We start from the raw sequence: 25,879 nt of genomic DNA, 5'->3' as shown, positions 1-25,879 counted from the left end.
CTGCAATATAATCTAATTAACTCATTTTCAGATATAATACATTTGTTAATTCAAAAGACGCAGATTATATGTTACTAAACACATTTTACCAAAAATAGGAAAACAAAAACGACAGGAGTAGTGCATAATTACGATTCCCATATCCCATAGCCAGGATAGCTTCTCGCGCTCGTAAGCATGCAACCATCAATGGAACTGGATTATGAAATTTATCAAGCTTTGCCCTTCTGGAAGATTCAGTTTTTTACGTAACCGATAGCGTGCGGCCTCAACACCCCGTACGGAAAGGTTCTGCATACGGGCCATATCCTTAGTCGGCATATTCAGGCGTAACAAAGCGCATAATCGTAAATCACCCGGGGTCAATTCGGGGTATCGCTTTTTCAGATTCGTAAAGAACTTTTCGTGGATACGATCGAAATTTGTCTGGAAAATAGCCCATTCATCATCACCCGATATATTCTCATCGATCATACGGATTAACTTGTCGAAGAAGCGCTTCGTATAGCTTCCCGATAATTGTTGAGCCTGTATTTCCTTCTTCAAGCTCTCCAAGAAATCGTTATGAGAAATGACAGACAAAGTGGCGCTGGCCAGTTCTTTACTCTTATATGTGAGGTCATTCTCTAATTTTTCATTCTCTAACTTGATAATTAATTGCTCTTGTGCCTTTAACTGTTCTTCTTGCAATCGTTTTTGCTCCTCATTTATTTTCTTCTCACGCATGACAATCCACGCCGTATATATTCTCACCGATACGACCAGCACACATAAAAACAAGGCGAAATAAATAATCAAAGCCCACCAAGAGCTATAAAACGGGCGCTCTACCGTGAAGGGATACGACAAAGAGGATAACGCTTTCCCCCGGTCGTCTCTCACTACCGCGTGCAACACAAAATTGCCATACGGCAGGTTAGAATAAGTTTGCTGGAAATTACTGGAGCCTTCCGTCCATTCATTGTCGAATCCCTCCAGTTTGTAATAGATCTGAAAACGGCGACCCGTATAGTCCGGATATGAGAACTTGAAAAGAATCGTATTATAACTATAGCTTAACGCGGATACGCCGGCCCTCGGCGTATCCGCTCCCTTGCAAGGGAGCGGCGCGAACTCGTTCTCGTGCCTATTATAAGCCCTTACCTGCGATAAACTCAGCAGAACCCGAACCGTATCCACATCATTCCGACGTCTATTATAACGAGCGATCCCTCCGTTTAGACAGAAATAGGAAGTCCCGTCGGAAGCCACATAAATATTCCCCCTATCTTCTATTGTCGGATTATTAAACAGAGTAAAAGGGATACGCTGCTTCAAACGGAACCGTCCGGACTCATGTCCCAGTAATACATATTCCGAGTTTCGGATAAACCAATACAAATCATTATTCAAGGAAACGATCCGATAGGTATCGCTCAACTCAGGAAAGTCTTCATTCAATAAATCATAAGGAACGATTTTTCCGGTCAAATCCTCATAAGTATAGAATTTGTTCCCATCCGAGAAAACGATACGCCCTCGTAATTTCATCACATTAATCGTACCACTCTCATTTCCTTCCTCTAACTTCCCGATATACTCCATCTCCTTCACGCTCCTCAAATCCTCACTCAGACGAAGACGATAGATTCCTTTATACATATGGCTAGCCCATATATTGCCTGTAGGGTCAACCTCAAACGATTTAATCAAATTAGAGAATCCTTCCACGTTATGGCTGAACTTCCAGCGGTTGGTAACCATGTCTCGGGTAAAAACACTCAGCGGACGGTAAGACATCTGGAGCAAGACCTCCTTTCCGTGGATGATCGTCTTACGCAACACGGTACCTCCCCCATTAGGTCCCGGTATCAGGGTTGCCTCCTGGCCCTCTAATTGCAAAGTTCCTATATTATGCCCGGCGATCAATTGATTCCCGACATCAGAGATATACCACGTTTGTTCTTGAGTTCCGGGAATCAAAGTCGGATAACGATCATTCTCAGACAATGCATAAAGACCTTGGTTTGTTGCCAAATAAATAATATCCTTCTCTATCACCATGTCGTGTACCATGCCGATCTGGGCCTCAAGCGGCTCATAAAAATAAATCGGAGAATTTACATGTATTTGTGCGATTCCATTATCCAACGCAGCCCATAAATTATCGGAACTATCAGCGAATACCCTCAACACTGTATTATTGATCAAACCGTTTTCCCGGTTGAGATGCCATAGAGTCTCTCCTTTCTTATTAATCGCCACAATCCCATTCGAAATCGTACCCACGACAAAAGTAGAGTCTTTCATCATGACTCCCCGGTTCGCTATCCCTTCCTTCAATATATCGTTGGCCGGCGTATCCCATACAGACAACTTTTCATGAACCTCATCATAGAGAAAACATCCGCTACGAGCCGAGACCAACAATAATTGATGATCAAAAGGAAAGACAGAAACCACATCATCTTTTAAAGCCTTTTTCGATACTAGCTCCGTGAACTGGCCGTCATCCATCCGGCAGAAGCTTCCTCCCTCCATAAACTGAACGTATAGATGATCGTCCAAAGTAAAAATATACAACGGAGACAAATCAGATACACCTTTCCTTACTTTCTCCCCATCATAAATAAAAAAGCTCCGGAACGATTGGAAATAGATCTCCCCCTTATATTCATTAATCGTCCAGAATTCATCATTATTCAGATAGATATTCATCTCGGACGAACTGAGCGAATGATAGATCAGGTCATTCTCATCATCCATCTCAAAATACCCGAACTCCTCGAAAGAGCCTACATAAATACGCCCGTCCTTTGATATGTACAAAGCACGGACCCCCAGATTATTGGGTAATTTCACAAGATCCCAGTGAATACCGTCAAAAACCAAAAGTCCCCGGTTATTTCCGATATACATTTTTCCTCCCGGGCCTTGGGCGAGCGCCCAATTCTGGTTTCCCGCTTTGTAATCGCTTACGGAATAATTGATAATTTTGGGAATATAGGGTACCTTCGCATTCCCCGTCATACAAGACAACAAGGCAATAACGCAACAAACTAACACATGAACCAACGTCCTCTCAAGTATCTCCTTCACTATATAGTACAGAATGTTATGTACCGCAAAAGTAAATAAAAAAACATCACATTACACCCAACTTCTTATAAACTCTCACATAATCAATCTCGAATATATATGGAATCTTGAGGTTCCAATCGCATGGTTATATATTTCCGTACGCAATTATCCCACAAAAAATATTGTAAAAAACGCAAAGGCAAAGAAGTAAATAAAAAAAGAGATGCCAAAATTGACATCTCTCTCTTTGGATTGTTGAGTTGTCTCACGAGGATTCGAACCTCGACAGACAGAACCAAAAACTGTAGTGCTACCATTACACCATGAGACAATCCGATTGCTTTACTAAAGCGATGCAAAGGTAAGAATAAAATCTTACCTTGCAAATTTTTTCACTATTTTTTACTTAGCGATCAATAAATAATAGTTTTTCTTACCTCTTTGAACCAATAAATATTTATCGTCAAGCAGTGAAGAACAGTTAATTACGGTATCAACCTCCACTAATTTCTCTTTGTTAAAGCTTACGCCACCACTCTGTACCAATTTACGCATCTCGCCTTTTGAAGGGAAGATAGCGGCTTTTTCGGTACACAAATCAATAGCTTTGATTCCAGCAGACAATTCATCACGGGAAATCTCGAAATGAGGAACACCCTCGAATACGGCTAATAATGTGTCCTCGTCCAATTTCAACAAAGCTTCGTGAGTAGAATTGCCAAACAAGATATTGGAAGCCTCGACCGCAGCCTCGTAATCCTCCAAAGAGTGAACCATAACAGTCACCTCTTTCGCCAAGCGTTTCTGCAACGGACGCAAATGAGGAGCGGCTTCTTGCTCTGCTTCTAGAGCAGCGATCTCTTCTTGGCTCAAAGCCGTGAAGATCTTGATATATTTAGCGGCATCAGCGTCGCTTACGTTCAACCAGAATTGATAGAATTTATATGGGGAAGTATAACGACGGTCCAGCCAGATATTGCCAGACTCGGTCTTGCCGAACTTACCACCGTCGGCTTTTGTGATCAACGGGCAAGTCAAGGCATACGCCTCTCCTCCCAACGTGCGACGGATCAATTCCGTTCCAGTCGTGATATTACCCCATTGGTCGGTACCACCCATCTGCAGGCGGCAACCTTCATGCTCATACAAATATAAATAATCGTAGCCTTGCAGTAATTGGTAAGAAAACTCAGTGAAAGACATACCTACACTCGATTCGCGGCTCAAACGTTTCTTCACCGAATCCTTAGCCATCATGTAGTTCACGGTAATATGCTTACCGATATCACGGATAAAATTCAAGAAAGAATAACCCTTCATCCAGTCATAGTTGTTTACCAACTTAGCGGCATTAGGAGCGTCGGAGTCAAAATCAAGGAACTTAGACAATTGCTTCTTGATGCAATCCTGATTGTGACGGAGAGTAGCCTCGTCCAGCAAATTACGCTCGGCAGACTTCATAGACGGGTCACCAATCATACCGGTAGCACCACCTACTAAAGCGATAGGACGATGACCGGCACGTTGGAAATGCTTCAACATCATCACACTTACCAAGTGTCCGATATGCAAAGAGTCCGCAGTCGGATCGATTCCCACATAGGCCGATGTCAACTCTTTCTGCAATTGCTCTTCCGTTCCGGGCATCATATCAGCGATCATGCCCCTCCATCTTAATTCTTCTACAAAATTCATCGTATTAATTATTCATTATTATATATTTAGTACGGGCAAAGATACGACTTTATATGAATACACACGCATTTGTGTTAAAAATAACCCTGAAGTTTCGCTCCACCTGTCGGCCTACCTCGTCAAGAGGAAGGCTCAGGGCTTCGGCGGCACGTTCATATATTTCCCAGATGGAGCAGTCCGACTTATCAGTCTCCAGCAACAAGCGATCCGGCCAAGCCTCCCGCAAGGCTGACTCCTGGAACGATACGCCAAATGATAGATAGAATCCTTGTCGGAGCAACTGCTTAGCCAAGTCGCCTTTCTTACGGAAACCATGAACGATCCACGGCATAGCGGGCCGCAAGCGTTTCCGCACAGACAACAGTTCATCCCAAGCCTTGACACAATGGATCACCAATGGCTTACGCAAAGCTTCCGACAGACAGATCTGCGCCTCAAACACAGCTTCTTGAATAGCCAATGGCGTAACCACCTGCTTATCCAACCCGGCTTCGCCAATCATAAGAATCTCCTCCCTACCCGCCAAGTCTCGAAGCGAAACTAACTGTTCCTCTATCGCCTCCGTATGGATATACCAAGGGTGAATACCTACGGAGTATAGTGTACTTGCTTCAAACATCTCGCCATACCCGATCCCCGGCCTCTCCTCCCCGAGAATCATATTAACGATCGCTACCACACTCGGCGCTTCCTGTCTATAATGTGTATGTATATCATAGTAACGCATTTTTCCTAAATCAGATAGAGAGACAAAAATAAACTTTCCTGAAAGCCCAATTTTACGGAACCGGATCATACCCGCTCCCCCCCCAAGGATGGCAACGAAGTATCCGTTTAACCGCAAGATACAATCCTTTCACGGGCCCATACTTTTTCAAGGCCTGTACCGCATATTCAGAACAAGTAGGTGTATACCTGCACGAAGCCGGTGTCATGGGAGAGATACAATATTTATAGAAATAAACCGGCAATAAAAGTAATGTAGTAAAAAAATGTCTCATCCTTCTTTATCCCGAAGGATATGGATCGCTTTCCTCATCGCCTTCTCCATCGTAGCATACGGATGGATTTCCTTATCAAGATACAGGAAAGCGACCAACATGCGCTTATCCTTCATCTCCAGCGGTTCTAATAAATCATATTTACGAACCCGGTAAGCCTCGCGTACCTGACGCTTGATCAAGTTACGTTTCACGGCTCTCTTAAATTTTTTCTTAGGTACACTCACTAAAAAGGAGACCCGAGCGGGCATCTCTTCTTCCATCGATAAATAAACTACCCGTAGCGGAAACGCCACAAACGACTGTCCCTTCTCAAATAAGAGATCGATGTGACGTTTCCACGACAGGCGTTCTTCTTTTGAAAGGGTATACCTTTTTACTGTCATTATTTCTTACTGTCTTGCTGTTTTTTTAGATATAAATCCAAAGCAGCAGTCATAGAAGGGGCTTCCACCGTGGGGGCCTCGACATCCAAGCGCAGACCCGCATCTTTAACAGCCTTCGCCGTAGTAGGGCCAAAACAGCCGATCTTTATATCGTCTTGCTTGAAATCCGGGAAATTCTTCAACAAGGAAGAAATACCCGACGGACTGAAGAAAACCAGCATATCATAATCGAATTTCTCGTCCTTAGCGAAATCGTTGCTCACCGTGCGGAACATCACAGCCTTCGTATAATTGATTTTCTTCGCGTCTAGCAAAGCGAATAAATCATCTTTATGCACATCGGAAACAGGCACCAAGTATTTCTCCTTCGCATGCTTGGCGATTACAGCTACCAAATCATCTGCCTTACCGGTCTGACCATAAAAAATCTTACGTTTCCTATAAACGATATACTTCTGAAGATAAACAGCGATCGCCTCTGTCATACAGAAATACTTCATCGTTTCCGGAATAGCCACACGTAATTCCTCGCACAAATGGAAGAAATGATCAATAGCCGTACGAGCCGTGAAGATAACGGCGGTATGGTCTAGAATCGAGATCCGTTGCTGCCTGAATTCCTTGGAGGATAAAGGTTCAACCTTGATGAACGGGCGAAAATCTATCTCTACGCCGTACTTTTCTGCAATATCGAAATATGGTGATTTCTCCGATGCAGGCTTCGGTTGTGATACCAATAATTTTTTAATATTCAATGCCATAGAGTACTTGACTCGATAAAGTTATACAAATAAATAATACCTTCATATAGAAGAATTAAAGGCAATATTTCTTGGCCGCAAAGGTACAAACTAATATATAAAAAACTACTATTTTTCCTGTGAAATATCCGTATTGTCTTATAAATTATCACAAAACGACACAGAATATAGAAAAACACAAACAATAAAACAGGAATCTGCATACGGGTCCCCACAAATACCAGCCAGAGCGCCGGAACATATAAACAGATCCCCCACGCCCCTATAATAGCGTTATAATTAGTCTTCCAGAACTTGTATTTCGGGGTCTCCGTGAAGACTATGCCAAATAAATAATAAAAACAGCGCTTACACCAGTAAAACAGCATCAATACCATCATTATCAGCCCGATAGATATCAACACCATATTTTCTTGCAAATGGTCGAAATGCCCGTATGCCCTAGCGATAGCGAAAAGACAAACACTGCAAAGGAACAGGGCCTGAAACGTCATGAAATTCCGGAAAAACCCCTCGCTACCCCTCGTTACCTCAAATAAATTTTGACGTTCTTTCACATATACCACATCACGCATCATTTTCAAGAACAAACGGTAATTGGTACGAAACACCAGCGCAAAGCACACAAATAAGACGAACAAAAGGCTAAAGACCACATCGTCTACCAATTGCCCGTCCCACAAACGAATCCCTACATATCCTTCAAATGTACCCATGTGCCGCTATTATCGGCACAAAGGTACATAATTATTTCAATAAAGCGCTTCCTTAATAATCTCTCCGACCGTAGGGTGCGGGAACACAAACGACTTTAACTCATCCACTTTCATGCCCTTCTCTATCGCGATGCCGGCGATCACGATCAGCTCCGAGGCCGGATTACCCAACATATGAGCTCCGATCAACGTCTCATCCTCCGACAGGATCAGCTTACAAACTCCATTGCCCATCTCATTCTCCGCAACAAAACGCCCAGAGAACGCCATCGGTATCTTTCTCACCGTATACGGAACACCTTCTGCCCGCAACTCCTCCTCTGTCTTCCCGACACCGGCGATCTCCGGATTCGTATAAACGACTCCCGGAATAGCCTTATAACTCATCGCACGCGATTTACCCAAGAGATGATCCACGGCTACCTCTGCCTCGCCAACCGCCGTATGCGCTAATAGGGAGAAAGCGGTAATATCGCCGCAAGCGTATACATTCGGAAGGGAAGTTTGCATATACTCATTTACTTTCACCCCATTACGGAAAGGCTCTAAGGCCAGCGTCTCCAAGCCAAAACCTTTCGTAACCGGCCGACGCCCGACACTCAAAAGAACCTTATCGCCATGTAACGCAAATGTCTCCCCGTCTTTCTCTACAGAAACCTCGGTGCCATGTACCCCGGTCACTTTATGGCTCAAATAGAACTTGATACCTCGCTTCGCATATTCAGCCTGCAACATTTCAGACAACTCGCGATCCATCGGGCCTAATATCTTATCTAACATCTCTACCACATGCACCTCTACCCCCAAGCTATTGAAGAAAGAAGCGAACTCCATACCAATCACGCCCCCGCCGATTATCACCAAAGAAGCCGGAAGCTCTTTCGACTGCAACGCCTCCCGGCTAGTCCAGTACTCCGTCTCCGTTAATCCGGGTATAGGGGGAATTACCGTTTCCGATCCCGTACAAACCAGAAGGTTGGCGGCTTCATATCGCTCTTCTCCGGCAGCGATCGTAATCGTCCCATCGGCCGCACGACCTTGTATACAAGCCTCCGTCGTAACCATCACCACGCCATGCTCCGTCATTTTCATGCGGATGCCGGCTGTTAGTTTTTTCACCACCTTATTCTTACGGGCGATGATTTTAGGGAGATCGAAAGAAGGATTCTCCGCTTTTACCGCATACTTGGAAGCATGCTTGATATTATCGTACGTCTTGGCGGAATAAAGAAGCGTCTTTGTCGGCACGCATCCCTCATTCAAGCAAACTCCACCCAACGCGTTTTTCTCGAAAAGAATCGTGGAAAGCCCACCTTGCGCCGCTCTCTCCGCGGCAGTATAACCGGCCGGACCTCCACCGATTATAGCGACATCGTATTTCATACTATTAGATCTATTTAAGTTGTATATTAGGATTAATCTTTCTCAACTGTTTGATAAAATCGCCCCGATTGACCGGGGAGATGAGCATCCAAGGTTTCCCGTCGCTCCAAATGATCAACCGGTCTAACGAAAGCGCGTAGCTAGACACCGGCATCACGGTAGATTCCAGCGCCTCTATATCCGCAATAGCGATTTTCTTCTCCGGGAAAACGCTACAATGCGCCACCAGCATATCATCTTCCGTTATCCGGTAATATGTATTGAAGAAAACGTGAAGCACTCCCAGCGCCACGAGTATCATCCCCACCATAGCCGATATATTGGTACGCAAAAACGCCGCCACACACCCAATTATCACGATGACAATCAATAAATGATACCACCATCCTACTTTTGATTTATATTCTCTTTCCATTTTCCGATCTTTTTATATTCTTGGCAGTTTCGAGGTATTTTGCTCTATTTTTCTTTCCTCACTAGCTACCCGTCGTTCCAACTTCTTTACGTCCTCCGCAACAGGAAGTTCTTCCGGTTTAATACCACGTTCCCCCAACATATTCCTCACACTTGTATTATTTTGAATATGCTCTCTGGTTATCAACTTCTCACCATATAAGTCTTTATTTCCCACATTGTAACTAGTCATCTCTGTGGCAAGATTTTTTGCCGCGATTGTTAAAGTGGGCAAAAAATCGGCTAAAGGCCGAGTTGATTTTACTCCCAACCTCTGTTTCATATCTTCCGTAGTATAACCGCCGAACAAAGCAGTATCACCCTTTGAACGAATACGGCCAAAACCTTTATCATCAACTCCTCGCTCATATATATTTTGCGATAGCTCCTTCTCCGAAGCACGCAAACGATCTCGTGTCTCTAGGCGAGATATCAAGTTCAATCGCTCTTCAATCAATTCTATCTTACGAGTCTGAATCGCGAAATAACTTTGCGCAAATGCAATCTCCTCTTTCTTAGGGTCACCATTTTGCGCAATTAAATAACACGCATAACGCGTCAGCATAAAATCATTAATCTCTCGCTTACCACCCTTACCAATATCAATCATTTTCGTGACCTCACGAAAATGATCAACCACACTGATACCCTGAGACTTGCAGGATTCCACAGCTCGATGTATCGCCACCATGAAATTTTCCCAACGAGCATATCCTAAAATACTCTGTAATTCACGTGCAAACCAAACCTCAACTTGTTCACCGTCCTCTTCTCTGTTAATAAAATGTACAATATCATCAAAAGAAGATTTCAGCTTATTTATCCTAGATTTATCCATAAGTATCTTTATCAAACGCTATTTTTTGATTTTTGCGCAAGTTAACGAAAAAGATTACACGCAAGCTCCTTATACAAAAAAAATACGCTGCCACTTCTCAGCAACAGCGTATCCACTTAAACCGGTTAATACAAATCATAAGATTGTAGTCGCCTTTTTATTTTAATTCTTCCAATACCGTATAGGATTGCAATACGTTATTCTTATCATATTGTTCCGTACGCACTAGGCCTACATTCGGGCTGTACCATTCATAGCCATACCCTGTGATCGTCTCCTTTGATTTGGGGGAGCGTGTAGCGACATTATATTTTACCTTAGCGCAATCGAACGTACCGGCAGGGGTTGTTATACTCTCCGTTTTAATGAACTCACGATCCTTGATAGCCATATCCTTGCGGTTCTTTCGGTTCTTCTTATCGTAGATTTTCACGGAGGCCTCATCGAAATACACGTTATTCTTATTGAAATCAGCCGCATACGGATTCGGGTAATTGATAAAATTCTCCGTGATATCCACGTTTGTATTCATTTCCGACACCACTCCCGGGTAAGAGAGCGTCTCTCTCGAATCAAGGAAAAATTCTCCATTCTGGCAATATGCCTTGATATCCCCCTTGTTCACGATCGTACCGGAGGGATTGGTGTATACGTAATCCGCTTCCACCTCTTGGCCGGAAGGAAGCGTTTCTACCTCATCCACCTGGTAACTCATAACGGATTGCAAGTTTCCCTTTGCGTCATATCCTTTACGTACCCATACCGTTCCCTCTGTTTGCGGAAAGAAGAACGTACAATCCTGTGCCATCGCCCCTCCCGCAAGCAATGAGATCAAAGCCGCGTATATTATTTTCACCTTCATAATCTTGACGTTTAATTAATTCACTACTATATACATGCCGGATATCCAATGCTTTGTTAGAACAGAGTGAATCCCTAAATGTTCAGAAGGTAAAAATTAAAAATAGCCAAAATATCGTAAGGCCTCGGCACGCCATCTACTATCAATGGATACCGAATATAATATCTCTCACGATGAGAGAACCATTTACATACAGGTGCTTCTGAAATAACGGTTATCAACTGTTCATCATACTAAAAATGGAATCGTACACCCGCATCAAAAGCTAAACGAAATACGCCGGCATGATCTCCTTTTTCGTAAGAGATATTCTCTTGCTTCGGTAACGAGCTTCCTACATAGCCGATATTCAAGCCCACTCCCACATGCTTAGACAAAAGATATTCCGCACCCAATGAGAAATTATATCCCACGCCGGATAAGGACTCGCTTATCCCCTTTGTAGATTCCCGGTAACTGAAATATCCTATACCTATTTTCTCTTCTACGATCCATCGGTTTATGATTTGTTTCATCACAAATTGAGGAGCGACATAAGTAAGCCCCACGTTAATATTTATACCCGAATAAGTATAAGACGATTTATATCCCAAATACAATAAGCCAGCACCGAAACCGTTCCTTGATATCCAATCATACCCGACTTGCCAATCCAATCCGTTTTTGGGATGGCCAGACCCACCCGGTGGCAAATAAAATTTACTAGTCACAAAAGCGTAACCTATATTCGCATAAATCGTGTTATGCTCAAATGGAGACTTCTCCACGCCAGCCTCATTCTCCAAATTCAAAGCATTCGATAAAGGAGCAGCCCGAAACGCCGCCGTATCCGACAATAAAAGCATATTACCAGCTATCTGATGACAACTACTACCTAACAATGAAGGTTTCCGATGGTCTGTCAAGGCCAATGCGTTACCTCCCGCTTTTGCCGTTTCTTGTTTCGCCAACCAAACAACCTGGTCATAATTACATTTAGTAGACACACCATTATCCACTACAGAAACATCGCCGATCCTCTCTGCCGAGGCAGGAACAGCCTCCCCCACCTCATACAAACGAACCTTATCCGCAGTTACGCTTGACGGATAACTTTTGGAGATATTCGTAATGACTTTAGGCGCACATCCCGTCATTAGAAACAAAAAAGAGACAAATAAGACAGACAAACATTTAATCATTTTCATTTTTCATTTATAAGTTCAACATCCACTTTTTAAACTCCTTATTCTTACTAAGCACCCCAAATTAATAATAAAACGAACTTAGTTACGAAAAATTATTTATCATAATCAAATAATCCAAATCATTGGACAATCTCTTACCATTTGTAGTATGAAACCACACACATTATCATACAAAACTCCAAACAAAAAATAGGCTGTTTCATCTTCCATCACAAAACAGCCTATTTCTAAATAAATTCTTTCTTAATTATCTCTAGAATCAATGGAATAACTCTCCACGACAAATAAATCCACCATTGTAATCCTTCCAATCCAGTTCAACCAAATGTTTTTCAACTTCAAGCTCTTTGACCGGCTCAAACTTTACGCCTGTACTTACAGGACGAATTTTAAACATTGAATTTACTAATTAGATATTTTCAACATTCATTTCTTATAATCTATCCATAATATGGATTATATCCATTAAAAATAGTCATAATCACATCTTTCTCTTTTTCATTAAAAATAAATGCAACATTATGATCATCATATTTCTGCCATAAAATAATCGATTCTTTTACTATTTCAATATAAATCCTAAGAACATTTTCATCCAACATAGATAAATCGTCATGAATAATTGTTATATCTGTATCATCAATCCAACTAAAATCCCTATATATATCTAATAAAGCATCCCAATTATTTCCAAATTCAAAAGGGTAATTTAACACTTTAGTTATTTCATGAAATAAATCAAATTTATTACACACTTTAGAAATATGCCCGAACACACCTCTTTCCATACTGTACACATTAACATCTTTCTCAAAATATATATTTCCCATATTTTAAATATTTACATTTATATTAATCATAAACACACAAACAACTTTTTATCCCCAAAATTAAAATTTTATTTGGATAAATGTATGATAATGATCTGGAGTAAACCACATCTTACTTCCTCCTGTAATAACTCTCATAGGCCCTGCTCCTCTTGTCAAACCAGGCGTAGGATGAACATACTCTTTATAAACACCATTTGATAAATTTGGCAACTTTCCTTCATTATTATAATAGATCGCCCCATCATGACGAAACGTAAACAACTTTCCTGATCGTATTCTATCAATAGTGGGTTGTAAATCATGAGTTACCCGCACTTTGAACCGGCATCATCACCACCCTACTCGCCGAACCTGCGGCGGCTCCACCGATAAACCTTCTATGATGATAGATATATCAACAGATTGTATAGTGTAACTACACTTGTTAAAGTTCAGAAATAAGCTCGGCGTCAGTACATATACAAAACTCAAACAAAAAAATAGGCTGTCTCATTTTCTATCACGAAACAGCCTATTTTTTAATATAGACTCAAAAACACCAAAATTTAATGTTACATTATTTTCTGGTATTACCTCGTTACGGCATAAATTCAAAAGCCATTCTACTATCTATTCTTTCATATTATTTATACTCACTGTTTCTTTTCATAACTATCCATTCCCTTGACATTTACACATATACCTTCCATTTCTCAACCTATCAATTATAGAAACATAAGACATTACATCACCTTGTTCTAAATCCTTATACTTTTCCGTAAGTTTACCTACAAACAAAGGAGGTTCATTAATGTGCCATACATACCAATTCTCCGAAGGACTGACAAACTCAAGTTCTTTGTTTGGAAGAACTCGGACATCACTAGCTGTTCCAAATAGAACATCCTTATGACCTTCACCTATCTCTTTTGAGTTGCCAACTTTGTACCAAGCCCCATAAACTATCCCTGCACGTAAAACCGTATGGGCATAGAACTCTACCTCATCCATCACAATCTCCTCCATAATCGGCTTATAATTCATGGGATAATGGGTCTTGAAAACTCGTATTACAGAGCTATTCAAAGCTTCTATATCATTAATGATATATTGAAAAAATCTTTTATAACCATTATCTATTTCTACACAAAAAATATCTCCCATTTTTGTCACTATTCGTTTTGCCATATTATCACAAGTTTCTTTTTTACAGTAAAGATAATATTTTTATAAATTAATACTTACCTATTCCATGTTTATCCCAAAACTTAGGTTTTATTTCATTTCTTAAATTATATAAAGAACCTCCATTCTTCTGCATTCCATATCGATTTATCAATTTCTGCTCCATTATTCTAGCATCTAACTTATTTAAGTTCCCAGTTCCTTGTATCGGTCTATAATCAAGTGTAGCCCTATTCGTCCCTGAATTCAAATGCTTTGAGAATCTAACTTCTGGCTTTCTGCTAGTAATCCCTATATAACATACATCTCCATTTGCATCAACTCCTTGATAAACAGTATAAGTTTTATGATCATTAGCCACAGATATTTTATCTCCTGTAGCAGTTAGATTTGGTCGCTCTACATTTACTGAAGGAGTAGATGCCTCCATCAACCTCATCTCTGGTGCCGGTCTTGTCGCCGTGTTCTTGAACGAGAAGATCGTCCGTCCGAATTTAACGTCCTTACCTGTCCAGAAGTTATTACCTTTCAAGGCGGCAACCGTACCGTTTCCGATTCCACCTGTCAAGGCTCCACCCAAAATGCCCAAGCCATAATCCTTCAAGCTCATAAACTGATCCCCGAAATACAACGAGTTACCTGCACTTTGGACAGGCATCAGTACATATACAAAAACCAAACAAAAAATAGGCTGTCTCATTTTCCATCACGAAACAGCCTATTTTTAAATAAACCCCTTCTTATTACCGCTTAAAGTCAGGAGAATAACTCTCCACAACAAACAAATCCACCATCGAACAATTTGAGGCAACATCTTCTATAAGAGCCTTCACAATATCCCAAGATAATCCACCCAGTCCGGCACCTACAGTTGGTAAAGCGATTGATTTGACACCTGCCGACTGAGCCAATTTCAGCATCTTATCCAAAGACTCTCTGATATAAGGCACCTCAGCCTTGGTTCGCCAAGTCTTCTGTGTACCTAAGTTATAGATATGCCCTCCCTCATAATCATAATCAAAGACATCCTCCGGATTAAACTTACTTTGCTGACACAATTTTTATACTCCGCATACATTTTGGGGTATCGCTCCCGAAATTGCAATGCTATGCCTTTCCCATCGTTCCGGCGCAATTACAACCATGAGCGTAACTGTGAACTCCATTCAGATTGAATATATCACCTTGCTCTATAAAATTAACCATTTTTAAATACATCTAAACGACCAATATTATTTTCCAAAACAACTCCTTTTAGAAAAATATTATCAAATCCTTTATTCTCTTTAACCAAAAGATCTGAGTTTTTTATGAAAATATTATTCTTTAAAATTATACATTCATTAAAATGGCAATCAAAAAAGCTAAAAAAGCCATTAAAAATATTTCCTAAGAATATAATTTCATTATTATTATGTCCACCCATTTCATAATTGATATCGGATGATACTATATTATTTACAAACATCAATCCTCCATCAAACCAAGTACCATAAATAATCAACTCATTAATTACACAATTTTTTATTACTACTTTATTGACAAATTTTAAAGCATTAAAATCCAACACCTCTATAATGCAATTGCACAAACTCAATGATTCTGTTAAACAAGGCTGTATTGAATTCGAGTCTATTCTTTTTATATATTGACTTTCAAAGTACTGCATATTATCACACAATTTATATATTTCAAAGATAATACATATTCACTCCATTCACACGAAGATTCGTATTGAACACGAAGATTCGTATTGAACACGAAATTAGTATTGCTAGCCGGATTGTAATACGCCACGACATTGTTTGCATAACCATTTGTAGTCATATAAATACCCAATTTCCCATGCAACCAAAGTTGATCCGTATCCGTGGTTCCATATTCTCCAGTAAACACATTCCAACCTTGATTCGCATATTGTCCAAAATCACCAAATGTTAATTTCGAACCTGCGCGTGCATCCCCTATCCGACCATATATCTGCATAGAGGTTACATTTCCTAAATCTTCATTATTGTCTTTTAAAAGGCCTGCTTGTACTCGTCCATTCGCAAGAACCCGGAGTTAAGCATTTGCGTTTGCTACTAAACTAATTAAAATTAAGAAAGAAAAAAGTCTTGTTGTTTTCATATAAGTTGTTCTAAAATATAAATAGATAAACATTCAAATAATACTTCTAAGGAACCCAATACCGTATCCAAACAATTGCGTAAAAGAGGCTATTACAGATAGCGATCCTACACGTAAATCACATTTATTGCGGAACATTGCGTCTACAAACAAGAAAAGGGCATAAATAATAAGAGGCACCAGAAACAAGCGGCAAAAGAATGAACTGATAACCAATAGACAGACTGAAAACGTGAATAATGCCGGTAAGCAATGTACCAGCTTCAATGAGCCGGGATGTTTCCGGTTCAATGCGATCCGGGCCTCCCCCGAATGACGCACCTGACGGAAGAACTGCGTGAGATCCGTCCGCCTTTTATGATAAACCCATGCCGAAGGAAATAGCCGGGTCCGATAACCAGCCTCCATGATCCGTATGCTAAAATCAATGTCCTCACCATATCGCATGCCGGAAAAACCGCCCAGACGCTCATATACATCCCGCCTTATCCCCATATTAAAACTACGGGGATAAAATTTATCCAACTTCTTCTTCCCTCCGCGAATACCCCCTGTTGTCAGGAAGGAGGTCATGGCGTAATTGATCGCCTTCTGAATCGGGGAAAACGAGGCATGCGCCTTATCCGGACCACCGAACGCATCCACCGGATAATGATTCAAAGAGTCATGTATATGCTCAAGCCATGTAGTTGGCAGTACCACATCCGAATCCAGTATTAACAAATACTCGCCACGGGCTTGTTTTGCGCCATGATTACGCGCCATACCCGGGCCGGAGTTCGAGATCACATTATAATGAAGATCCAATCGCCCTTGGTATCGCCCAACAATCTCTTTCGCCAGTATCTCCGAACCATCCTCCACCACGTTAACCTCAAAATGGACATAGGTTTGCTTGCAAAGGCTTGATAACAGGTCATCAAGCTCATCCGGCCTGTTATAAACAGGAATTATAATGGAGTATAAACGCATATCTTTTTTGAAATAAAGATCGCTTTTATGAGAAATCTATAAGCAAAACAGGATTTACTTCTTATTTACTTTTTATTTACAACGATTAAGTTATTATAAATCAGCGATAAATTTATCCATCATTTCTGCGGTTCCTTCTGTTCCATGAATCTTTTTATAGAGACGAATCCGGGATGCTGTTATTGCAGGAGCAGAACGTCCAACTAACCTTGCAATGTCTTTCACGGGCATGGATATTTTTATCAAATAACAAATATGGAGTTCTAGCTCTGAGATTTGCGGATATAAAGCATATAATTGAGCGGTGAAATTTGAATAGGTTGTATCAATCTCTTTTCTCAGCTCCTTCCAATCCTTATCCTGAATTACTATATCAGTATTATTACTTATCTCATGAAATAGCCGATAGACTTCAGATTTTCGAAAAGCTATTTCAAGTAAACTTTTTTCATTTTGAGAAGTAAGGATCTTTCGATTAGATAATTCTAATAATTCCTTTTGAGATTGCAAAAGTTGTTTTTTAAAATTATCTCTTTGGTACTCCGATTGCTGCAAAAGTTCCTCTAGATATAAAATTTTCTTCTTATTAGATTCAATACAATCCAAACTTTCCGCATATTGATTTTCTCTCAATAGACGTATTTTTTTCTCCTTTTCAATCGCTGCTTTTTTCTTCTTTTCTAACACATATATATAACATAGGCTTAAGAAAATAATTAAAACAACAAACAATATAAATTGATAATTGCGGATTTTTCTTTTCTCATTATCTATTTTCAATTGAACATTCTCCTTCTCTGTATGCTGATATTTGTATAATGAGTTAACTTTTGCTACAGCTTCCGTTTTTGTTTGGTTCTTAATTGAATCAGACAGTGCTATACATTTATACGCATAATTCAAAGCTGATTTACAGTCACCTTCTTGATTTTTTATTTTAGACAAGATTCCATATGTATTTTTTTTCATATAGATATTCCCATACTCATTTGCTTTCTCAAAATAATATAGAGCTGAATCTATTTGCTTATAACTTTCATATATACAACCTAATCCAAAATATATATTTGCTTGATTCTTCGTACTTGAAACCTTACTGAACAAATCTTTAGCCAAATCATATTTTCCCATATCTATATAGATGCTACTCAATTCCCTTAGCACATTATCTATTCTCGATTGATCATTTAATAACAAAGCCTTCTCATAAGCAGATTGATAGTAGTATATAGCACTGTCTGTATTTTGCTTGGCGTTATAGATCCGAGCAATATTCCTCAATGCGATCACCTCTCCTTTTCCTTTATCATACATCTTGTATTCATACGATTTCCTATAAGCTTCGAGAGCCTCATCATACAAACCTTGATATGCCAGTCGATATCCCATCTGCTCATAAACCCGTCCTAATATATCATATCGCTTACTATCTTTCCCTATGTCCGCAGCATCTTGAAAAGCTCTCACCGCTCTTGGGGCATCTCCCATATCCCGGTATGCACTTCCTAGATAATAATATGCCTCCATTAATTGATCTGGAGTCCCATAGCCCTCATAATACTGAACTATTGATTTAATCAAAGAGTCTGATTCATGAGGAATATACAGCTTATCTTTAGCTTTAATCTTAAGCAAAGTATGGTACATACGTATATTTTCCGGCTCATTCATGATTGAGCTATCCAAAGAGGAAAGACAGAGTAATGCGCTATCCGGATGCTCCCACATCACAGATTCCGCATGAGATAGTTCCGCAGGTAATGGTTTTTCTTGGCGCATACAAGAAAAAAGGGTAGCGAAAAGTAGTAAAGTCAGTCCTAGTGTTGTCTTCATTTAGATTATAGTTTACAACTTAAACGCAAGCTATAAAATTATTGGACAAATATCAATAAAAATATTCATTTGACACAAAAAAATATCTTCTTTAAGCCTACTACTCAACTAAAAATCTTTTCCTTTAGTTTGGTATCCTTCAATAGCCTCTGTGCATACCCCTCCATTTAAATGAATTTTCAAATAATACTTCTCAAAAAACCGACTCCATATCCAAACAATTGCGTAAAAGAGGCTATTACGGATAGCAATCCTACACGTAAATCACATTTATTGCGGAACATTGCGTCTACAAACAAGAAAAGGGCATAAATAATAAGAGGCACCAGAAACAAGCGGCAAAAGAATGAACCGATAACCAATAGACAGACTGAAAACGTGAATAATGCCGGTAAGCAATGTACAGCTTCTTTTTCCAGCCGCGGATGCCACCGGTTGTCAAGAACAAGGTCATAGCGTAATTGATCGCCTTCTGGATCGAGAAAAACGAGGCATGCGCCTTATCCGGACCACCAAACACATCCACCGAATAATGATTCAACGAGTCATGTACATGGCAATACAACAATTTTATCAGATGCTTACTTTTTATTTTAACATAGATTTATGATAAGAGAAACGATTATAAAAAAAGACTGTTTAACTTCAGATTGTTAAACAGTCTTTTTAGCTATTTTATTCAATGCTCATCTTCCTCCGGTGGGTAATTAGAATATCCATATCCTTTCTCTTGGCGTGATATTTGAGTTTTCCATCTCTCCCACTTCGGAGATTTAAATACCTCATCCGGAATGGTTCCAGATAATCTATTTCCCCACAGATGAGGTACCAAACAATCATCATCATCCGTGAAAAAAGACCATGGAAATGATGTAAAACAGTTATAGCTCAGATCGATGCCACTAATACCACTCGATCCATCACTATTTTCATAAAACCGCAACGTCTCCGGCACCTCACCCGCAAATTTATTGTGTTGCATCATATACACAGCCGATTTAGGAAGGTTCCCGAACTCTTTTGGTATTTCAGTAAATTCATTGAAATAAATTTGCATCACTTCTATATTCTTTAAATTGCCAATTTCTTTAGGCAATGCGCCACTTAAAGAGGTAGAAGAAATAACAAGACTTTCCAAATTAACTAAATTTCCAATCGTCTTTGGAAGTTCTCCATACAAACCTTTACCATAAAGACTTAAACTTCTTAACTTCACTAAATCTCCAATCTTATCCGATAAAATGCCATTTGAACCATCCTGCATCACAAAACCTACTACCCTATTCATTCATAACAGTGTCTAAGGCAGCGGTCACACCACCCCATGTTTGTATGTTTTCCAGATCCCAATCAACCAACGTCCAGCCCTCTCCATGCGCCTGTTCATAGATGTCTACCAAAGCTAAACTATCTTTCACGTTCAAATAGGGTTTTATAGGCGTAAGTATTTCTCCTCGTTCATCATCAGAACAACTACAAACCAGCATTAATAATGCGATTACACTCAACCAGCATTTTTGTTGTCTTTTTCTAAAAATCATATCTATATTTCATTTTTAATTATTTATCAAGAAAAGGAATAATAAGCCTATAAATTCACTTAATATCTATCCCATAAATTCAAAAATTATAACACAAAAACAGACTTATTTATATATATATTCAAGAAACATGCATAGACAAACCAGAGCAAACAAACACTGATAATCAACAAATTAAAAATATAACATAGACACTTTCCATTTTCAGCACTTTTTGAGGAATTAATTTATTAAGAAAATTATATCAAAACCTCTAAACACCCTTTCTCCTATAAGAACTATTAAAATAAAAACCACCTTAAAGGAAAAGGATGTTCTGAAATTAGATGCTTGAGTAAAATATAGTTTAGAAGCGTAAATTCAAAAAAAATCATAATGCAAATGTAAATTTATTTTTATACATAATCAAGGAATACACATGGACAAATTGAATTCAATTGCCTTTGATAATCAATAAATTAAAAAAACAGACATGGACATCCTCTACTTTTAGTACTCTTTGAGGTATTGGTCTAGCAAGAAGTTTACGTCGACAGGCATTTGTTTGCTCTTTTTGATACGCTGTTTGATACGTTGTTTCTGTTTCGATACAGACTCAGGGAGAGAGTTCGCAAAAACAGCTATTTGGGAAGAGGTGAAGCCCATTTTGATTAAACAGCAATATCGTTTGTCTAATTCTGAAAAATCAGGAAAATCTTTTCCTAACCGTGTATAGAACTGATGGTATTGCAAGTTTGTCCAGTTTATGATTAATGACCAATCGGCATCCTTTAGATATCGAGGATACTCTTTTAAATCTTTCAATTTATCAAAATAAGGCAATTGCTCATCTAGTTTCTTATATGAAGACTTTAGTAGCTCTTCATACTTCTCTATCTCTTGATGATACTTCTCATTTTGCTCCAACAAAATTTTATTCTCTGAGAGAATCTCATCATTTTCCAATTGTTTATTATTTAATATGGCGATCAATTGCCCATTTTCTCTTATACGATTCTCATTCTCTCTTATCGATTCCTTGTAAATTCGTATTTCTTTTCTGGCATACACTAAAGATTTTTCCTTCCGCAATACACGATATTGATATACGATAACAAGAACCAACAAAACGGAAATGACAAACAAACCGATTATCTGTTGATTCGTTTTTTCTATCTTTAGTTGGTTATTTATGTTCAACAATCTCTCATGATCGTACTTCGCCTGGACTTCCGCTAATTTTTTAGCATGATTTCCTCCCTTCTCAAAATAATCCATCGTATTTTGAACCCATTCATCCGAGGAAGAGATATCCAACAAATCCGAATGCTCCCACATCACGGATTCCGCACGAGATAATTCCGCAGGTAATGGTTTTTCTTGGCGCATACAAGAAAAAAGGGTAGCGAAAAGTAGGAAAATCAGTCCTAGTGTTGTCTTCATTCAGATTATCTTTACAAGATAAATGCAAGTTATAGATTTTATTTTACAACGCACCAATAAAAGTGTTTGTTTTTCAATTAATATCTACCTCAATTAATTCTGAGATACTATCAGTCAGTAGGGAGACGCGGCACACTACGTATCTACTAGTTTTATTATGTACTTAAAATATTAGCATATAAACATTTGCAGTTTTTTATGGTATAAAACAAAAGTTTATCAAGCAGAAAACTTTTGTTTTCCTATATAGAAACTAAAGTTTCTTCAGCACGAAACCTTTGTTTTCCCTAAGAGAAACTACTTTTACATATAGTCCCTACGACACACGAACCTAAACGATAATTTGATTTCTTGCGTTTTCTATTAAAACACGGTAGATAAAGAATGTAACCCGATTATATAATCCAACAAGTTCTTGTAACTTTGCAACCATCTTAATTGAAATCCCGATTGAATATGAAGAACAAATACGAGGCTAGGCTAGGTACGGAACGTATGCTACCGCTGGTTTTCAAAATGGCGCTTCCGGCGGTAGCGGCCCAATTTGTCAACTTACTTTACAATATCGTAGATCGTATCTATATCGGGCATATTCCCGGGATCGGAACAAACGCATTGGCTGGCATAGGCGTGACGACTTCCATCGTGATCTTGATCTCCTCTTTCTCCGCCATTGTCGGAGCGGGCGGTTCTCCCCTCGCCGCTATCGCCCTCGGACAAGGAGACCGGGTACGGGCCGGAAAGATATTGGGAAACGGGTTTATCTTATTGATCGTATTTACCCTGGTCACCTCTCTTATCACCTATACGTTTATGGAGCCTATCTTGCTCTTCACGGGAGCGTCGGAGAATACATTAGGGTATGCGGTGGATTACCTTTCCATTTACTTGACAGGAACTCTTTTCGTTGAGATATCCACGGGGCTGAACGCTTTTATCAATTCGCAAGGCCGGCCCTCAATCGCCATGTGTTCCGTCTTGATAGGAGCCTTATTGAATATTATACTGGATCCTATTTTCATTTTCCGGTTGGATATGGGGGTGAAAGGCGCCGCCCTTGCCACGGTCCTCTCGCAAGCCTGTAGCGCTATATGGGTATTGGGGTTCCTTTTCTCCCGGGGAGCGTCCTTGCCTCTGGAGAAACGCTATATGAGGCTGGAGCGGAAAATCGTATTGCCGATGTTGGCGTTGGGAGTGTCTCCGTTCATCATGGCCAGCACGGAGAGCCTGGTCGGTTTCGTATTGAACAGCAGCTTGAAGAATTTTGGTGATATCTATGTGAGCGCATTGGCTATCTTACAGAGCGCCATGCAATTCGCCAGCGTACCGTTAACCGGGTTCGCGCAAGGTTTCGTGCCGATCATTAGCTATAACTATGGGCATGGAGACAAACAACGGGTAAAAGACTGTTTCCGCATCGTACTGATCGTCATGTTCTCGTTCAACCTCCTACTGATGTTGTTTATGATACTCTTCCCCTCGACCGTTGCCTCCGCTTTTACTAGCGACAAGGAGCTGATCGATACCGTCCGTTGGGTCATGCCCATCTTCTTGGCTGGTATGACGATTTTTGGCTTGCAACGGGCTTGCCAGAATATGTTCGTAGCGTTGGGACAAGCTAAGATATCTATCTTTATCGCCTTGCTTCGTAAAGTTATCCTCTTGATTCCTTTGGCATTACTATTACCCCATTTTATGGGGGTAACCGGCGTATACGCGGCAGAGGCCGTATCGGATGCCACGGCCGCTATTTGCTGTACGTTGTTATTTGTATGGAAATTCCCGAGGATATTGAGAAAGATCAATCATCCCGGCTGACATACATCATATAAGATGATCCATCATGGCATAAAGCGAGAAAAAGCCGGAGGAGACCTACCTCCCCCGGCTTAGATTTTCCTATCGGATGTCTTTGCCTCAAAATTAACCGGCCGGATTAATATCCGGGGTTTTGCTTCAGGTTCTTGTTCAGCAATAAGACATCGTTGAATATAGCGAATACCGTGGTATACCCCGTCTCGTCGATCTGGTAATCCAAGGAGCTGGCAGAATGTTTCACACCTACGTAACGATCCGCGTTAGGCTGCGTGAAAGTACCGAAACGGATCTGGTCGTTCCTGCGCCATCCTTCCCACGCAAGTTCCAGCAAACGCTCATCGAGGATGTCGCTCAACGTCACGCCTTGTTTTGCCGGGGCACCTACCCGGGCGCGGATCTGGTTTACCTCCTCATCACCACTTTGTCCTAAGCGGATTTTCGCCTCGGCTTTCATCAAGACCGCGTCGGCGTAGCGGTAAAGTACCATATCGTTATGAGGCAGCGGGCCTCCATCCGTGTCGGCTCCGGCATTCGCGTCGAGCTCATATTTGTTCATACGCGCTCCGGCTGTCTGTACATACACGCCATCTCCGGATTCCATGTAAACCTTCGCTTGCATGGGAGCATATTCGAACGGTAGTTGCTGCCCGCCATATTCCAATACCAACTGGTCGCCGTCAGGACCGTAGACCGCCCCGGTATAATAAGAGAGCTTACAGCGGGGATCTTCTTTATCGGTACCGAAACCAAACACGTTCATCGCCGTTTTCGTGGCGCAAGATCCATTCCATCCGTTCAACCCGTAAGCTACCGCATGTGTATAATGCATCGTACGGGTCAGGTTATAGGTATGGTTGCCGGGGTATGAGCTGGGGTCCATAGGGATCGTGAAAATATTCTCGTTCGAGTTCTCGTTGGTCAGCGAGAAATTATCGGAGAAGTTCTCTTCCAGCGTATATCCCATAGCCGACAATTTATCTACGTATTTAATCACCGCCTCGTAAGCGTTTACCTGCTGCCCGTCTATCGTAAACATAACGTTCTTAGCGTCCGGACGATTCATGACGCCGTCCGTCCAGTTATCATCCGTATACACATCCGCGTTCAGGGCTAGTTTCGCCAACAAGAAATATCCGACACCTTTGGTAAAACGGCCATAGTAAACGCCCGATTGGTTACTCTTCGCGTCCGAGAGATACGGAAGGGCCGTCTCCAACTCCGTCTTGATAAAATTAAATACCTCGCTACGCTCCGGTTGCTCCACGTCGCTCATCTGGACGGAAGAAGAGGTAACAAGCGGTACCCGGGCAAACAAATCCATCAAGTAGAAGTAGTAAAAGGCACGCATCGCACGCGCTTCCTCCAAGTAATTTTTCAAATAATCGGCCTCGGGCTGCTCTTTTATCAGCGCCTCCAGTTTCTCCATAGACTGGTTGCAATGGCCTACCTTCTCATAAAGGTAGTTCCACGAGTCCCGGGAAAGGTCGAACATGGTTCCCCAACGATGCAAATGTAAGTTCTGCCAAAGGCCGCCATCCTCCCAGTCACCGATACGGCAGGGCAAGAAGGCCTCGTCGCTGGAGAAAGTATTCATGTCGTACACACGACGGTCCGAGCCCATTATATTGTCCATGTCATTGTATAGGTTGGCCACCGCGTTCAAATATACCAAGTTCTCGTTGGCATAGGCCTCGTTCTCGTCGAAAGCGTCTGTAGGGTTCTCCTCCAAGAAATTGGAGCATGAGGAGAATACTGCGGCGCAAGCCGCGATCATCGACGCATAAATATATTTCTTTTTCATAACTATTATGTGCTTTAAATGAT

General features: G+C 40.7%; 27 protein-coding genes. 1 reads left to right on the top strand and 26 read right to left on the bottom strand.

What is annotated here, in order from left to right:
* Positions 1-186 precede the first annotated feature (186 nt).
* The 25 genes from Q0110_RS09765 to Q0110_RS09650 all read right to left on the bottom strand — a co-directional run bounded on the left by Q0110_RS09765 (position 187) and on the right by Q0110_RS09650 (position 22,237).
* Entirely contained in the window at positions 187-3,045 is a 2,859-nt protein-coding gene (locus Q0110_RS09765; RefSeq protein WP_366139662.1) for a triple tyrosine motif-containing protein, read from the bottom strand.
* 417 nt (positions 3,046-3,462) lie between these two features.
* Positions 3,463-4,755 carry a tyrosine--tRNA ligase gene (tyrS, locus tag Q0110_RS09760; protein ID WP_297905958.1) on the bottom strand — a complete coding sequence of 431 codons (1,293 nt, stop codon included), beginning with the start codon at positions 4,753-4,755 and terminating at the stop codon, positions 3,463-3,465.
* Between the two features lie 49 nt (positions 4,756-4,804).
* A complete protein-coding gene (locus Q0110_RS09755; RefSeq protein ID WP_297905957.1) occupies positions 4,805-5,482 on the bottom strand; it encodes a TatD family hydrolase in 678 nt (225 codons plus the stop codon).
* A gap of 52 nt (positions 5,483-5,534) precedes the next feature.
* Positions 5,535-5,756 (bottom strand): membrane protein insertion efficiency factor YidD, encoded by a 222-nt coding sequence (gene yidD, locus Q0110_RS09750; protein WP_297905956.1) that lies wholly within the window; start codon positions 5,754-5,756, stop codon positions 5,535-5,537.
* The gene (gene rnpA, locus Q0110_RS09745; protein ID WP_297905955.1) at positions 5,753-6,142 is read right to left on the bottom strand and encodes a ribonuclease P protein component; all 390 of its coding nucleotides are present in this window, start codon (positions 6,140-6,142) and stop codon (positions 5,753-5,755) included. Before rnpA ends, yidD begins: the two co-directional genes overlap by 4 nt.
* Positions 6,142-6,897, bottom strand: a complete 756-nt coding sequence (locus tag Q0110_RS09740) for a uroporphyrinogen-III synthase (RefSeq protein WP_297906004.1) — start codon at positions 6,895-6,897, stop codon at positions 6,142-6,144. Before Q0110_RS09740 ends, rnpA begins: the two co-directional genes overlap by 1 nt.
* Positions 6,894-7,619, bottom strand: a complete 726-nt coding sequence (locus Q0110_RS09735) for a DUF4271 domain-containing protein (RefSeq protein WP_297905954.1) — start codon at positions 7,617-7,619, stop codon at positions 6,894-6,896. The genes Q0110_RS09740 and Q0110_RS09735 overlap by 4 nt, the downstream gene beginning before the upstream one ends.
* A 36-nt stretch (positions 7,620-7,655) precedes the next feature.
* Positions 7,656-9,002: a dihydrolipoyl dehydrogenase gene (gene lpdA, locus Q0110_RS09730; protein WP_297905953.1), complete on the bottom strand. Its 1,347-nt coding sequence runs from the start codon at positions 9,000-9,002 to the stop codon at positions 7,656-7,658.
* A 10-nt stretch (positions 9,003-9,012) separates the two neighbouring features.
* The gene (locus tag Q0110_RS09725; protein WP_297905952.1) at positions 9,013-9,417 is read right to left on the bottom strand and encodes a PH domain-containing protein; all 405 of its coding nucleotides are present in this window, start codon (positions 9,415-9,417) and stop codon (positions 9,013-9,015) included.
* Between the two features lie 12 nt (positions 9,418-9,429).
* Positions 9,430-10,293: a DNA damage-inducible protein D gene (gene dinD, locus Q0110_RS09720; RefSeq protein WP_297905951.1), complete on the bottom strand. Its 864-nt coding sequence runs from the start codon at positions 10,291-10,293 to the stop codon at positions 9,430-9,432.
* 157 nt (positions 10,294-10,450) lie between these two features.
* The gene (locus tag Q0110_RS09715; protein ID WP_297905950.1) at positions 10,451-11,155 is read right to left on the bottom strand and encodes a hypothetical protein; all 705 of its coding nucleotides are present in this window, start codon (positions 11,153-11,155) and stop codon (positions 10,451-10,453) included.
* 233 nt (positions 11,156-11,388) lie between these two features.
* A complete protein-coding gene (locus Q0110_RS09710; protein WP_366139661.1) occupies positions 11,389-12,342 on the bottom strand; it encodes an outer membrane beta-barrel protein in 954 nt (317 codons plus the stop codon).
* 259 nt (positions 12,343-12,601) lie between these two features.
* Entirely contained in the window at positions 12,602-12,739 is a 138-nt protein-coding gene (locus Q0110_RS09705) for a hypothetical protein (protein WP_297905948.1), read from the bottom strand.
* A 43-nt stretch (positions 12,740-12,782) separates the two neighbouring features.
* A complete protein-coding gene (locus Q0110_RS09700) occupies positions 12,783-13,172 on the bottom strand; it encodes a barstar family protein (protein ID WP_297905947.1) in 390 nt (129 codons plus the stop codon).
* 60 nt (positions 13,173-13,232) lie between these two features.
* Positions 13,233-13,490 carry a ribonuclease domain-containing protein gene (locus Q0110_RS18320; protein ID WP_366139660.1) on the bottom strand — a complete coding sequence of 86 codons (258 nt, stop codon included), beginning with the start codon at positions 13,488-13,490 and terminating at the stop codon, positions 13,233-13,235.
* A gap of 336 nt (positions 13,491-13,826) precedes the next feature.
* Entirely contained in the window at positions 13,827-14,342 is a 516-nt protein-coding gene (locus Q0110_RS09695) for an Imm26 family immunity protein (protein ID WP_297905946.1), read from the bottom strand.
* Positions 14,343-14,388: 46 nt separating this feature from the next.
* A complete protein-coding gene (locus Q0110_RS09690) occupies positions 14,389-14,997 on the bottom strand; it encodes a hypothetical protein (protein ID WP_297905945.1) in 609 nt (202 codons plus the stop codon).
* Between the two features lie 85 nt (positions 14,998-15,082).
* A complete protein-coding gene (locus tag Q0110_RS09685; RefSeq protein ID WP_297905944.1) occupies positions 15,083-15,397 on the bottom strand; it encodes a macro domain-containing protein in 315 nt (104 codons plus the stop codon).
* Positions 15,398-15,537: 140 nt separating this feature from the next.
* The gene (locus Q0110_RS09680) at positions 15,538-16,008 is read right to left on the bottom strand and encodes a hypothetical protein (RefSeq protein ID WP_297905943.1); all 471 of its coding nucleotides are present in this window, start codon (positions 16,006-16,008) and stop codon (positions 15,538-15,540) included.
* A 494-nt stretch (positions 16,009-16,502) separates the two neighbouring features.
* The gene (locus Q0110_RS09675; protein WP_297905942.1) at positions 16,503-17,441 is read right to left on the bottom strand and encodes a glycosyltransferase; all 939 of its coding nucleotides are present in this window, start codon (positions 17,439-17,441) and stop codon (positions 16,503-16,505) included.
* A 93-nt stretch (positions 17,442-17,534) separates the two neighbouring features.
* Entirely contained in the window at positions 17,535-19,274 is a 1,740-nt protein-coding gene (locus tag Q0110_RS09670) for a tetratricopeptide repeat protein (protein ID WP_297905941.1), read from the bottom strand.
* 289 nt (positions 19,275-19,563) lie between these two features.
* Complete coding sequence (locus Q0110_RS09665; protein WP_297905940.1) at positions 19,564-19,842, bottom strand: hypothetical protein; 279 nt, start codon at positions 19,840-19,842, stop codon at positions 19,564-19,566.
* A gap of 111 nt (positions 19,843-19,953) precedes the next feature.
* A complete protein-coding gene (locus Q0110_RS09660; protein ID WP_297905939.1) occupies positions 19,954-20,562 on the bottom strand; it encodes a hypothetical protein in 609 nt (202 codons plus the stop codon).
* Positions 20,555-20,761: a hypothetical protein gene (locus Q0110_RS09655; protein ID WP_297905938.1), complete on the bottom strand. Its 207-nt coding sequence runs from the start codon at positions 20,759-20,761 to the stop codon at positions 20,555-20,557. The genes Q0110_RS09660 and Q0110_RS09655 overlap by 8 nt, the downstream gene beginning before the upstream one ends.
* Positions 20,762-21,304: 543 nt before the next feature.
* Complete coding sequence (locus Q0110_RS09650) at positions 21,305-22,237, bottom strand: hypothetical protein (RefSeq protein WP_297905937.1); 933 nt, start codon at positions 22,235-22,237, stop codon at positions 21,305-21,307.
* Positions 22,238-22,693: 456 nt separating this feature from the next.
* Here Q0110_RS09650 and Q0110_RS09645 point away from each other — a divergent pair, with 456 nt between their 5' ends.
* Positions 22,694-24,055: an MATE family efflux transporter gene (locus tag Q0110_RS09645; RefSeq protein ID WP_297905936.1), complete on the top strand. Its 1,362-nt coding sequence runs from the start codon at positions 22,694-22,696 to the stop codon at positions 24,053-24,055.
* 118 nt (positions 24,056-24,173) lie between these two features.
* Here the strand turns inward: Q0110_RS09645 and Q0110_RS09640 are convergent, their stop codons facing one another.
* The gene (locus Q0110_RS09640; RefSeq protein WP_297905935.1) at positions 24,174-25,856 is read right to left on the bottom strand and encodes a RagB/SusD family nutrient uptake outer membrane protein; all 1,683 of its coding nucleotides are present in this window, start codon (positions 25,854-25,856) and stop codon (positions 24,174-24,176) included.
* Positions 25,857-25,879 lie beyond the last annotated feature (23 nt).

This window comes from uncultured Parabacteroides sp., from assembly GCF_947855115.1.
In the GTDB taxonomy this organism is placed as follows: Bacteria; Bacteroidota; Bacteroidia; order Bacteroidales; family Tannerellaceae; genus Parabacteroides.
The sequence above is the reverse complement of the archived record's forward strand: the minus strand, read 5'-3'. Positions and strand labels throughout refer to the sequence as shown.

Bases quoted from the DNA above. Each gene is read 5' to 3' on its own strand.
- tyrS (WP_297905958.1), bottom strand. From the start codon at position 4,755: ATGAATTTTGTAGAAGAATTAAGATGGAGGGGCATGATCGCTGATATG.
- Q0110_RS09755 (WP_297905957.1), bottom strand. From the start codon at position 5,482: ATGCGTTACTATGATATACATACACATTATAGACAGGAAGCGCCGAGT.
- yidD (WP_297905956.1), bottom strand. From the start codon at position 5,756: ATGAGACATTTTTTTACTACATTACTTTTATTGCCGGTTTATTTCTAT.
- rnpA (WP_297905955.1), bottom strand. From the start codon at position 6,142: ATGACAGTAAAAAGGTATACCCTTTCAAAAGAAGAACGCCTGTCGTGG.
- Q0110_RS09735 (WP_297905954.1), bottom strand. From the start codon at position 7,619: ATGGGTACATTTGAAGGATATGTAGGGATTCGTTTGTGGGACGGGCAA.
- lpdA (WP_297905953.1), bottom strand. From the start codon at position 9,002: ATGAAATACGATGTCGCTATAATCGGTGGAGGTCCGGCCGGTTATACT.
- Q0110_RS09725 (WP_297905952.1), bottom strand. From the start codon at position 9,417: ATGGAAAGAGAATATAAATCAAAAGTAGGATGGTGGTATCATTTATTG.
- dinD (WP_297905951.1), bottom strand. From the start codon at position 10,293: ATGGATAAATCTAGGATAAATAAGCTGAAATCTTCTTTTGATGATATT.
- Q0110_RS09715 (WP_297905950.1), bottom strand. From the start codon at position 11,155: ATGAAGGTGAAAATAATATACGCGGCTTTGATCTCATTGCTTGCGGGA.
- Q0110_RS09710 (WP_366139661.1), bottom strand. From the start codon at position 12,342: ATGAAAATGATTAAATGTTTGTCTGTCTTATTTGTCTCTTTTTTGTTT.
- Q0110_RS09705 (WP_297905948.1), bottom strand. From the start codon at position 12,739: ATGTTTAAAATTCGTCCTGTAAGTACAGGCGTAAAGTTTGAGCCGGTC.
- Q0110_RS09700 (WP_297905947.1), bottom strand. From the start codon at position 13,172: ATGGGAAATATATATTTTGAGAAAGATGTTAATGTGTACAGTATGGAA.
- Q0110_RS09695 (WP_297905946.1), bottom strand. From the start codon at position 14,342: ATGGCAAAACGAATAGTGACAAAAATGGGAGATATTTTTTGTGTAGAA.
- Q0110_RS09690 (WP_297905945.1), bottom strand. From the start codon at position 14,997: ATGCCTGTCCAAAGTGCAGGTAACTCGTTGTATTTCGGGGATCAGTTT.
- Q0110_RS09680 (WP_297905943.1), bottom strand. From the start codon at position 16,008: ATGCAGTACTTTGAAAGTCAATATATAAAAAGAATAGACTCGAATTCA.
- Q0110_RS09675 (WP_297905942.1), bottom strand. From the start codon at position 17,441: ATGCGTTTATACTCCATTATAATTCCTGTTTATAACAGGCCGGATGAG.
- Q0110_RS09670 (WP_297905941.1), bottom strand. From the start codon at position 19,274: ATGAAGACAACACTAGGACTGACTTTACTACTTTTCGCTACCCTTTTT.
- Q0110_RS09660 (WP_297905939.1), bottom strand. From the start codon at position 20,562: ATGAATAGGGTAGTAGGTTTTGTGATGCAGGATGGTTCAAATGGCATT.
- Q0110_RS09655 (WP_297905938.1), bottom strand. From the start codon at position 20,761: ATGCTGGTTTGTAGTTGTTCTGATGATGAACGAGGAGAAATACTTACG.
- Q0110_RS09650 (WP_297905937.1), bottom strand. From the start codon at position 22,237: ATGAAGACAACACTAGGACTGATTTTCCTACTTTTCGCTACCCTTTTT.
- Q0110_RS09645 (WP_297905936.1), top strand. From the start codon at position 22,694: ATGAAGAACAAATACGAGGCTAGGCTAGGTACGGAACGTATGCTACCG.
- Q0110_RS09640 (WP_297905935.1), bottom strand. From the start codon at position 25,856: ATGAAAAAGAAATATATTTATGCGTCGATGATCGCGGCTTGCGCCGCA.